This window comes from Paenibacillus terrae HPL-003 (assembly GCF_000235585.1).
Classification (GTDB): Bacteria; Bacillota; Bacilli; order Paenibacillales; family Paenibacillaceae; genus Paenibacillus; species Paenibacillus terrae_B.
Genome location: NC_016641.1, coordinates 307,732 through 319,089, shown reverse-complemented (window position 1 = coordinate 319,089; position 11,358 = coordinate 307,732). Strand labels below are relative to the sequence as shown.

The following is an 11,358-nucleotide window of genomic DNA, read 5'->3' as shown; positions in this document are numbered from 1 at the left end:
TTCATCGTTATGTACCACTATTATGGTAGGATCAGGAATATGAGAACCCCGGTGAAAGGAGTAATGATCTGCTAATATGGACAGAGGAAGTTTGGATAAGAAGTTTTCATTCAAAAAGAAAAGCCATGAAGAGAATGAAGAGACACAAAAAAAGCGGACGGTTTATCGGACCAATCTTCTTTTTTTCAGTGTTTTTGCGTTATTTGCCATCATCATTACCAGACTGGCGGTCTTACAGTTTGTGCAATCGGCAGAACTGAAGGAGCAGCAGCAATCCGTAAATACGAAAAATGTCCCGTTAGCCCCGAGACGCGGCACGATTTATGACTCTACGGGTCTCGTCAAGCTGGCGTATTCAACTCCGGTACAGTCGCTGTATGTGACCTTACCAAAGGATTACAGCAAACGAGCAGAAAAAGACCGTAAGCCGGGAAAAAAACTGCTTCCCGAGTTTAATGCTTTTGCTGAAAAGCTTGCTGCCAAGCTGAGTGAGTTAGGAAGTACAGAGGGCGAGCAGCTTGATGTAGAGAAAATTAAGGAACGGCTGGACAAGGACTACACTCAATACAGGGGCTTTACTCCGCGCCTGGTCAAATCTGACTTGAATCGGGAGGAAATCGCATATTTTCTGGAGCATCGGCAGGAGTTTCCCGGAGTAGAAGTAGTGGAGGAGAGTGTGCGCCATTATGACCCGGATCGGGTGGCGGTGCAAACGATTGGATATATGTACAAGTTCAAAGGAGCGCGAACCAATCGGCCAAAATACAAGGAGATATATCAAGCCAATTCGGAGCTCCTAAGACCCGAACAGGTTTACTCGGAAAGTGAGACCGTCGGATATGATGGCTTGGAGCTTCAGTATCAGGATGTGCTGAGAGGAAAAAACGGCTATAAAACGGTAGAGGTAAATCCGCGTAGCATGCCGGAAGGCATTGAATCCATTACTCCTCCGAAAAAAGGATACCATCTGTATTCCACCATTAACAAGGAAATTCAGCTAAAAACGGAACAAGCGATTGTAGATCAGCTTCGTTGGCTTCATACCCATCCGGTATCGGGTAAGCTCCACGGCGATGCCACTACTGGCTTCGCTGTAGCGATGGAGGTCGAGACAGGGAATGTCGTAGCGATGGCCAGTATGCCGGACTATGACTCCAATGTATGGAAGACGGGAAGTACATCGCCTGCGGTATATGACGAAATTCAGCATAAAATGGGGAACGGAACGATTAAATCCGTACCTAGCGGAAAAGCGGGTCCGCACCCGGAATCCTCGGTGCTGCTGGGTTCAACCATTAAACCCCTAACCGTGCTGATCGGGTTGAAGGAAAACTTATTTTCTCCCGGACAAACTTATCTGGATACGGGGAGCGCATACTACGGTAAAAATCGATCAAGCCGGGTCGGTAATTCGAGTGGACATGTGTATGGTCCTCTGACACCTAGCAAGGCAATTGAGCTCTCGTCGAATACCTTCATGGTGGATATGATCGGCAAGCCGCTGTATGACAAATACGGAAGTAATGCAGGGGTGCATCAGGGAATTGATGTATGGGACAAGTATATGAAGGAATTTGGATTAGGCGTACCGACTGAAGTCGATCTGCCGGGCGAGTGGGCAGGCAGACTTGAGTATACGAGCAAGCATGAAAGTGCGCTGACACGCTTGGTACAGGCATCCTTTGGTCAACAGGGGAAATATACGGCGATGCAGCTTGCCCAGTATACAACTGTGCTGGCAACGAAGGGCAAGCGTATGCAGCCGCATTTGGTCAGTAAAATTGTGGATGATCAGGGCAACCTCGTGCGTGAGTTCAAGCCCAAGGTGCTGAATGAGGTTGCTTTTTCAGATACGTACTGGAATACGGTGATTCGCGGTATGGCTACGGATGTTAAAGCATTTAACGGGTTTCCGTATGATTATGCTCGTAAAACGGGGACTTCTGAGCAGGTGGTGGGACGTGCTGTTAAAGATAACGGGGTGTTTATTGCTTTTGCTCCGCGTCAAAATCCGAAGCTGGCCGTAGCGGTCATTATTCCTGAAGGGGGCTTTGGCGCGACGAGCGCTGGACCCGTGGCACGTAAAATATTTGAAGCTTATGACGAGGTTTACGGGTTGGATGGTACCCCCAAAAAGCCGTAGGCAGCGAAGTGAGGACTTGAATTCTTTTGTGGGCTTCTCTTTTTCATGGTAAAATGTCGTTGGACATAAGGGACATACAGGAGGAAGAGAACCCATGGGAGAAAACCAATATAAATACAAACTGCTTGCGCTCGACATGGATGGAACTTTATTGAACGACAATCATGAAATTACGCTGGAAACGATCAACTGGATTAACAAGGCGATTCAAGAGGGGATTCACGTGTGCTTGTCTACCGGACGGGCGGCGATGCATGCCTTGCCTTACGGGCAACAGCTCGGCCTGGATACACCTATGGTAACGGTAAACGGCAGCGAGGTATGGAAATCCCCACATGAACTGTGGCGCCGTTATTTGCTTGATAAGGAGCTAGTTCGGGAAATGCATCAGATTGCTGTAGAAACCGGGTCCTGGTTCTGGGCATACTCCACTGATGAATTATTTAACAGAGATCGTTGGCCGGATACATTGGATACACAGAAATGGCTCAAATTCGGTTATAATACGGAAAATGACGAAATTCGTCATCAAATTTTGCTCAAGCTTCAGGACATGGGTGGACTTGAAATTTCCAACTCATCCATGACGAACTTGGAAATCAATCCGGCTGGTATATCGAAGGCCAGTGGGATTGCTGAAGTATGCGATTTGCTTGGAATTACAATGGAACAGGTAGTCGCAGTGGGTGATAGTTTGAATGATTTGGCTGTGATTCAAGCGGTTGGACTGGGTGTTGCGATGGGTAATGCACAGGATACGGTAAAAGAAGCGGCGGATCTGGTCGTAGCTTCGAACAATGAAGATGGCATCGTTGAAGTTATCCGCGATTATGTACTTGTCTAAGAGAACGAATGATGAAGCATATAAAATAATAATTGGACGAGAAGGAGGGAGCCAATGGACGTTGTAGGCTGGATTATTATTGTGGCACTGTTCATTGTTGGCATGGCCGGGGCGGTATACCCCGTATTGCCAGGGGCGCTCGCCATTTATTTTGCATTTTTTGTGTACGGCTGGTTTTTCTCGTTCGCTCCTTATAATGCATGGTTTTGGATCATACAGACGCTTATTGTTGTTACACTATTTGTTGCAGATTATGCCGTCACTGCGTGGGGGGTCAAACGATTTGGCGGCTCGCGTCTGTCCACGATCCTTAGTACCATCGGGATTATTATCGGCCCTTTTGTGATTCCGGCGTTTGGTCTGATTTTAGGGCCGTTTATTGGCGCTGTGCTGGGTGAACTCATTAGCAAGGCCCCGCTGGACCGAGCGATTAAAGTAGGCTTTGGTTCTGTATTAGGGCTGTTTACCAGCACCGTGATGAAAGTAATTTTACAGCTTGTCATGATTCTTGTATTCTTGATTTGGGTGTTCTAGCTTAACATCCTATGCTTGTGATTTGCAGAGACAGAATCGACATGCGGCTCCGCACCGGTGATGGCTCAGGCCATGACTGCTTTGCGGAGCTTTTGCATGCATGTGAACAGCAAGAAAGAAGGGAAACGCATTTTGTCCAATAAAGAAACATTTCTTAGAGGCACGCTTATTTTAGCCGCAGCCGCCTTGGTGGCGAGAGTGCTTGGTCTGGTGCAGCGTGTTCCGTTAGAGCATCTGCTTGGTTCTGTGGGGAACGCCTCGTTTACAATAGCGAACAACGCTTATTTAATGTTGCTCACGGTGGCTACAGCGGGTATTCCAAGCACGTTGAGCAAAATGGTCTCCGAACGCTACGCGCTGAATCGGCCTTCGGAAGCGCGACGTGTGTATCATGCGGCGTTGTTGTTTGCGGCGGTGGCGGGCATTATCATTACGATGGTGCTATATTTTGGTGCGCCTTATTTTGCCGAGAATGTGGCAGGGGTTCCGCAGTCGGCTTTGGCTATTCAGGCATTGGCACCAGCCTTGCTGCTGTTTCCCGCCATTGCCATGATGCGTGGGTACTTCCAAGGGCGCGGTAACATGACCGCAGGCGGTATTTCACAAATTGTGGAGCAAGTCGCACGGGTGGCTACTGCAATTTTGCTCGCTTTTATTATTTTAAAGCTCGGTTATGGAGATCGCGAGGTTGCGGCCGGGGCATCGTTCGGGGGTGTCATGGGAAGCGTTGGCGCACTGGCAGTTATGCTGTATTATACGGTGAAAATGCGTCGTCAGGATCGTCAGGATCGACAAGAGCAATTCCAGGAGGAAAGCTCCGCGCTGCCGATGATGCGCATTTACAAAGACATTTTTACGCTGTCTATTCCAATTGTATTGTCTTCTTTGACCGTTCCGGCCGTTAACTTTATTGATACGTCGATTGTGGTTAGATTGCTGTCCGTCCAAATCGGCTTGGATCAGGCAACCACCCAGTTGGGTTATTTGGGAGCACGTGCGCAGAGTGTGGCGGGGATTCCGCCGATTTTGGCTATCGCGCTCAGTCAATCGCTCATTCCGATCATTTCGGCGGCTTTTGCCCGCAAGGATGAACAGCATTTGCAAAATCAGATGACGCTGGCCTTGCGTATCTCTATTTTGACCGGAATGCCGATTGTGTTGGCCTTGTGTGTAACCGCCTATTCCATCAATGGTTTACTGTTTAGCTCGCTTGGAGGCAGCGGGATTATCGCTGTTCTGACACTGGGAACGATATTTCAGATTACGATGATGACCTCCAACTCAATTCTGATTGGTATGGGCAAACCGCGTATTTCCATGGTTAATGTCTTGGTCGGTATCGTCGTTAAGTTCTTGGCGAGCTGGCTGCTGGCCGGCTGGCTTGGAATTTACGGCATCATTGCCGCAACCGGATTATGTTTCCTCGTCATTACGCTGCTGAATTTGCGTGTACTCAAAGGCATCGTATCCTTCTCCATCATGGGCCGTCGCTGGGCAGGCTTTTTGACCGCAGTCGTGCTTTCGGGAGCCATTGGATATGGTGTGAATGAGGCTTGTATTCTGCTGGTTCATATCATGCCTGCACGTGTGGCCTTCTTCATCGCATGCTGTATTGCCGGAGCGGTTGTGCTGGTATGCTATCTGGTGCTGCTGGTAGTCCTGGGCGTGCTTCGCAGGGACGAGCTGGGCAATTATCCGCGTATATTGCAAAAAGTACTGCGTCCGCTGATGCGTCTACAGCGTCAGTCTTCAGGACAACAAGGCTAAAAGAAGCATTGGCAGCCCTCCTGCTTTTTTAGTGGAAAGGCCGCAGGCTGGCATGGGCGTCATGGGCCATGGCTGTTTTTTGGATGCCATGGCGGTGCTCATGCCGCATGGCAAATAACAGCGGTCGCTTGGGTTCGCTAAGGTGCCCAAGCGTGGAACCGTCCTGAAACCAGTCGTAACGGGGGATCGGATCATAAGAGGTATCCGACCAGACGGCGTTCAGCTCGGGGCTGTACAGGCGTTGTCCTTGCGGTAGCCATATATGCGCCAAGAGCGCTGCACTCTCTTCAGGGGAGCGCAGCGCTTTTTGTTTGTCCGGAGTGAACAGTCCCGGCCAATAGTCGCTGCGTGAGCCAGTGTGGGGCACGCTGGTAGCGAATGCTGTTACTTGATCCAGCACCTGCTGGTGTCCGAACAGCATGGCATACAGGCTTTTACCGAAGCCGATCCGCTCGTCCAGATGACCAAAACGTTCCATCACCAGTCCGGCGAGCCCGTCATTCAATCCGAGCGGAAATATAATCTGGTTGAGCTGGAGCCAATCATGCAAATAAAAACCCGGCTTGTGCATCACAAATTTTTGAAAATACGGGTCCTTCACAACACGGCCCTCAATATAGTTCTGTTCGTTAATAATGAGGGCGACGGTCAACAGAGAGCTGTCCCGCCAAGCCCAGAAACGTTCCCAGAAGGGTCTCATGAATGGTGATACATGGAAATGGGGTAGCAAATGAAAACAGCTTCGGCCCAGATGACGGCTGTGCATGTATAGTTGCAGCTGCGGGTAGGCGTCCTGAAAAATAAGGGCATTGCAGCGCTCCAGCAGCCGATATAACCATTCCTTTTCCTGTTCGCCGAAGAAACTATCGATCAGACCACCCTTCAAATCGGTCATATTGTAACCGCCGTTGCGGGAAACGAGATGAGCCAGCAGTGCCCAATGCAATTCCGGATAGCCGCGATAGCATTCGAGGTAAGCGGCAGTCCGTGTGATATTGCTGCGATTCTGCTGTGCCGTATCGTTCTTGATCCGCTCGACCAGCTCGCAGTCCGTTTCACATAAGGGCATATTCAGAGAAGAGGGACGGGATGCGGGTCCATTCACCAGCATCAGTGCTTCGGCTTCATCCATAGCGGCCTGTGCGGTATGGTAATCCCACGGTAGCTCACGCAGCGGATAGCGCAGTTTGCGGGACTCGGTCCAGGCCGCCCGCTTGCCTTCCCACGCTTCCTCCGCAGCACGTGGTACGGAACCGAGCAGCTTTAGCCCACCCTGAAGCTGACGTGATGCCACATGGAACCATTCGGTGAGAGACATACTTGGTAACCTCCTTTCAATGATGAGAACACTCCGTACCCCGTTAGATATGCCGGGATAGAGTGTTCTTAAGTTTATATGGTTAGTATGTCTCGATGACAGGGCTTCCAATCGATGATACGGGAATAATAGGGGAGTGTGCAAAAGCGCCACTTGGCGTTACAATATAGAGAGCACAAGCTCTTTTGTACAAACCGAATTCAAGGAGGAATAATCCATGCAAAAGATCGTCTCTCATGAGGACTTTAATAAGGTAATATCCGCTTCTGGTGTAACGGTGGCTGTGTTTAAGGCGGACTGGTGCGGGGATTGCCATTTCATTGATCCGTTCATGCCTGATGTGGAGCAGCAATATGCAGACAAGCTTACATTGATTGAAATTGATGTAGAGCAGGCGGAGAGTGTTAGCCAAGAGCAAAATGTACTGGGTATTCCCAGCTTTATCGCTTACAGTGAAGGCCGCGAGCTGGTGCGTCTGGTGAACAGATTGCGTAAATCCCGTGAGGAAATCGAGCAGTTTTTGGACCGGGCTGTTGAAGTCCACGCGAGCTTGGCAAAATAATTGATAATTTGTATGTATGATGGCTCCAAAGGGAACCTTAATCATCAGGACATTCAGAAAGCCGCTTCCTTCCGAAGGAGGCGGCTTTCTTGCGGACACGTTCACATTTTGTCAACAAAGCTCGTATGTCAAGGAACGATATATCAGTTATAATTACTTTAAGTGAGTATTTCACAACATATAAAGTGAATAAATATTATATTTGGAAGGATACGGGTGAATTCTTTGAATAACAAAATCAGATTATTAAAATGGCTGGCACTCGTAACATGTATTGTCATGTTTCTGGCTACCTTTGGTGGAGGGGTCGTAACGCGGACGGATTCGGGTCTCGGCTGTGGCCGGGAATTCCCGCTTTGCAATGGTAAGCTGGTTCCGGCACATACGATTGCATCCCTTATTGAGTTCTCTCATCGCTCCGTCAGTGCCATGGCCGGGATTCTTTCTATCGCCTCATTTGTTGGCTTTTTGTTGTTTATGAAGCATCGGAAGGATTTACAGCTATTCTCGCTGTTAACGCTCATGTTTGTCATCATACAGGGAGCAATGGGGGCGTTGGCTGTCTTGTTTTCCCAATCGGCTGCAGTCATGGGACTGCATTTTGGCTTTGCGCTTATCGCTTTTGCCAGTGCGACCATGATGACGCTGGGAGCCTGGCAGGAGCATGCGGATTCACGCCACACCCCGCGTCTGATCCCTGGACCTGTCAGTCGGGGCTTTCGTAACTTTATATGGCTTTCGACGATTTATACCTACATTGCTGTATATTCAGGGGCGTTGCTCAGTCACTCGGTCATCCAGAAGGTTGTAAATATCGGGGGCTTTATATCTCCGTTGCTGCTTCACCAGATTTCAGCCGGTCTGCTGTTCGTCATTATCCTGGCCGTGGGTCACTACTCATACCGTTATCACCCAAATCACCGGGATATTCGTATATTGGGTGTCGTATCGGTCGTGTTAATCATGCTTCAAGTGTTGATTGGGATTAGCTTGCTGTACGTCAATAGACCTGAAATTTACATGTTTGTCGTGCTGGGACATATGCTGGTGATTGCATCGTTGTTCTCCATTTTGGCTTATCTGAGCTATCGTGTATGGGAATTGTCACCAGACCGCAAGCTTGTTTCGACCCAAGCACAACGTACCTAAGCATTTCATAGATCATAGAGAAGCGGATATTTTGCCCAAGGGGCGCTTAAGCACGTATAATAGCAGATAAGAAACAAACCAGGCCCGCGAGTTTCTCGAGGGCTTGATTTGCTTAGGAGGAATCGTCCAGTTGATCTACCAGAATTTGCGCCAATTTATTGAAGCGTTGCGTAAAGAAAATAATCTTCAAATTATAGAAGCACCCGTCGATCCTTATTTGGAACTGGCCGAGATTCATCGGAGAGTTATTGAGGAAGAGGGACCGGCATTACTGTTCACCAATGTAAAAGGTACTCCGTTCCCTGTAGCCAGCAATCTGTTTGGTACAAACCGTCGTGTGGATATGGCCTTTGGGCCTCGCCCGGAACAACTGATGGATGCGATTGTAGGGGCGACCAAAACATTGCTTCCACCCACACCCAAGGCATTGTGGAATGAACGTGGGTTGATTAAGGACATGCTAAAAGTAGGGCTGAAAACAGTATCTCATAGCGAGGCTCCTGTATTGGGAGTTCGCCGTACGGATGCTCCGCTGGCTCCACTCCCAAGAGTGACGAGTTGGCAGGACGACGGGGGGCCGTTTATCACGCTTCCGCTCGTATATACCGAGAAGCCGGGTCAGTCCAAGGATCATAATTTGGGCATGTACCGTATCCAGATTTATGATGATCAGACGACCGGGATTCATTGGCAAATTCATAAAGGCGGCGGCTTTCATTATCATGAAGCTGAGCTGCGTAATGAGCCGTTGCCAACGACAGTTATTATCGGCGGGCCACCAGCCCTGATTGCGTCTGCGATTGCTCCGGCACCGGAAAATCTGCCTGAGCTGCTGCTTGCCTCGCTCATTATGGGCGGCAAGCTGCCGATGACTGAGGACCCGCTTGGGGGTCATCGCATTCCGGCAGAGGCCGAATTTGCGATCAGCGGCTATGTGCCGCCTCATGAACGCCGTCCGGAAGGACCGTTTGGCGATCATTTTGGCTACTACTCATTACAGCATGATTTCCCAGTATTTCATGTCAAGCATATGTACCACCGCAAGGATGCCATTTATCCAGCGACCATTGTAGGTAAACCACGCCAGGAGGATTACTATCTCGGCGAATTTTTACAGCGTCTGCTGTCGCCTGCCTATCCGCTTGTGATGCCTTCCGTCAAGTCCCTATGGGCTTATGCGGAAACGGGCGTACATGCGCTGGCAGCAGCCGTCGTGCGTGAAAGCTACTCTCGTGAAGCGCTGGTCTCAGGCTTTACCATTTTGGGACAGGGACAATTGTCGTTAACCAAATTCCTGATGCTCACGGATCGGGTCATTGATTTATCCGACTTTAACCTGCTGCTGGAAACCATTCTGGAGAGATTTAATCCAGCGACGGATTTGTTTATTTTTAATCATACGTCTCACGATACACTTGATTATACGGGCCGTAAGCTGAATCACGGCAGTAAAGCGATCCTGATGGGTGTAGGTGAGCCTGTACGTGAACTGCCTCGCGCCTATGAAGGAGGCGACCTGCCGGGTATTCGCGAGATTGAGCCGTATTGCGGAGGTTGCCTCGTCGTATCCGGTGCGTCCTTTGAGCAGGATCCTGAGTTGGCGGCGCGGATACTGGAGCGCTTGGCTGTGGGTGAGCAGGAATGGCCGCTTGTCTTTATTGTAGATGATGCCAAGGAAGTCGTTCGCTCACAAGCATCATTCCTGTGGACGGTGTTTACGCGGTTTAACCCGGCTACGGATATGTATGCAGACAGCGAGGTGCGTTTGCATCATTTGAACTACAAGCTGCCAATTGTGGTGGATGCGCGCATGAAGCCGGGGTATCCAGATGAAGTGCTGCCGCGTGAGGATATTGTTAAGCTTGTAGACCAACGCTGGACGAGTTATTTCGCTTGACGCCCTAGGCAGCCCAACAACCGGATTTTACATTCATAAAAGGAGGCGTGAGCATGATACGCAAGCTGCTAGGCGAGCCGCCACGTGTGAACAAGGGCATCCTACTGGATGCTATGAACAGCATGTCAGACATGTTGAAAGTGCTGGAGCGGCAAATTCAGGCCAGCGGAGATCCGACTCATGATTTTCGCAAGGCGGATATTTTGACACGCGGCCTGATGTCATCTTTGGATGAGCTGGAGCAGAGCCATCATGCTGCCGCCTTTTTCCGAACGAAAGTGAAGGCCGGATATGCCGAGGATATGAGCGTTGATGAAAAATCGGATTATGCGCTGTACGTATTCTTTTATAAGGATGGGTTTGTGCGGGTATTTTCCATTTTGGATAAGCTCGGGAACTGGCTCAATGATTTGTATGATCTGAAAACAGGTCAGTACAAGGCGCATTATTCGTATTTTACAGTGCTGCGGCAATTCAGGTATTTGAAGATGCATCCTGAAATGACGGACAGCTTAAATGATATCAAGGACTCATACACTGACCCGATCAATCGGCTGCGCAAGCGGCGTAACACGGAAATACACTATATGAATACGGAAATGCAGGATGATCTCTGGCAACGGCATCGTGCTTTGTACGGCAAGATACACCTGGAGGATTTGGATCATCACCTGGAGGATTTAAAGCAAGGCCTGGAGATGGTGAACCGTTCCTTGGCAATTGCCTTTCGTTATACGGTGAAACAATGGGAGAACCGGGAAGCTTGTCCATAATTATGTGAGAAAATATCCTTTGACAAAGCTATGTAAACTATCTATACTGAAATCTAGTTTCAGGAAAATGCTTGAATTAATATAAACTTAACGGACAGCTAAAGCTGGAGTTTAACATATTTTTCTTATCCAGAGAGGTGGAGGGATTGGCCCGATGAAGCCCGGCAACCCGTTCTTTCCCGGTGTAACACATCGGGAGGGGACATGATGGTGCTAATTCCTACAAAACCGCTAGAGTTATAGCGGTTTTGACAGATGAGAAAAGGTTCGCATAGCGGGGCCCTTTTCATTCTGTGAAAGGGGCTCTTTTTGTATCATCATAGAGATGGGATTATATAATTCCTGAGAGGTGAAAGTCGGTTAGAAGGGGT

At 49.2% G+C, this 11,358-nt stretch carries 9 protein-coding genes and 1 riboswitch; of the genes, 8 read left to right on the top strand and 1 reads right to left on the bottom strand.

Translation table 11 applies throughout. The features are described from left to right. Positions 1-76 precede the first annotated feature (76 nt). The 4 genes from HPL003_RS01535 to HPL003_RS01520 all read left to right on the top strand — a co-directional run bounded on the left by HPL003_RS01535 (position 77) and on the right by HPL003_RS01520 (position 5,288). Entirely contained in the window at positions 77-2,143 is a 2,067-nt protein-coding gene (locus HPL003_RS01535) for a peptidoglycan D,D-transpeptidase FtsI family protein (RefSeq protein WP_014277878.1), read from the top strand. Positions 2,144-2,237: 94 nt separating this feature from the next. Then, a complete protein-coding gene (locus HPL003_RS01530; protein ID WP_014277877.1) occupies positions 2,238-2,987 on the top strand; it encodes a Cof-type HAD-IIB family hydrolase in 750 nt (249 codons plus the stop codon). Between the two features lie 54 nt (positions 2,988-3,041). Next, positions 3,042-3,521, top strand: coding sequence for a DUF456 domain-containing protein (locus tag HPL003_RS01525; RefSeq protein ID WP_014277876.1), 480 nt, complete (start codon positions 3,042-3,044; stop codon positions 3,519-3,521). A gap of 132 nt (positions 3,522-3,653) precedes the next feature. Further along, the gene (locus HPL003_RS01520; protein WP_043922531.1) at positions 3,654-5,288 is read left to right on the top strand and encodes a putative polysaccharide biosynthesis protein; all 1,635 of its coding nucleotides are present in this window, start codon (positions 3,654-3,656) and stop codon (positions 5,286-5,288) included. Between the two features lie 28 nt (positions 5,289-5,316). Here HPL003_RS01520 and HPL003_RS01515 read toward each other — a convergent pair whose 3' ends face one another. Next, the gene (locus HPL003_RS01515) at positions 5,317-6,606 is read right to left on the bottom strand and encodes a DUF2515 family protein (protein WP_014277874.1); all 1,290 of its coding nucleotides are present in this window, start codon (positions 6,604-6,606) and stop codon (positions 5,317-5,319) included. A gap of 217 nt (positions 6,607-6,823) precedes the next feature. On the opposite strand from HPL003_RS01515, the gene HPL003_RS01510 reads away from it, so the two are divergent. The 4 genes from HPL003_RS01510 (at position 6,824) to HPL003_RS01495 (ending at position 10,987) form a co-directional block, all read left to right on the top strand. Beyond that, positions 6,824-7,168 (top strand): thioredoxin family protein, encoded by a 345-nt coding sequence (locus HPL003_RS01510; RefSeq protein ID WP_014277873.1) that lies wholly within the window; start codon positions 6,824-6,826, stop codon positions 7,166-7,168. 216 nt (positions 7,169-7,384) lie between these two features. Then, complete coding sequence (locus HPL003_RS01505; protein WP_014277872.1) at positions 7,385-8,317, top strand: COX15/CtaA family protein; 933 nt, start codon at positions 7,385-7,387, stop codon at positions 8,315-8,317. Between the two features lie 130 nt (positions 8,318-8,447). After that, a complete protein-coding gene (locus HPL003_RS01500; RefSeq protein ID WP_014277871.1) occupies positions 8,448-10,214 on the top strand; it encodes a UbiD family decarboxylase in 1,767 nt (588 codons plus the stop codon). Between the two features lie 53 nt (positions 10,215-10,267). After that, positions 10,268-10,987: a Cthe_2314 family HEPN domain-containing protein gene (locus HPL003_RS01495; RefSeq protein ID WP_014277870.1), complete on the top strand. Its 720-nt coding sequence runs from the start codon at positions 10,268-10,270 to the stop codon at positions 10,985-10,987. A gap of 122 nt (positions 10,988-11,109) precedes the next feature. After that, a riboswitch (SAM riboswitch) is annotated at positions 11,110-11,249 on the top strand. Positions 11,250-11,358: the final 109 nt, after the last annotated feature.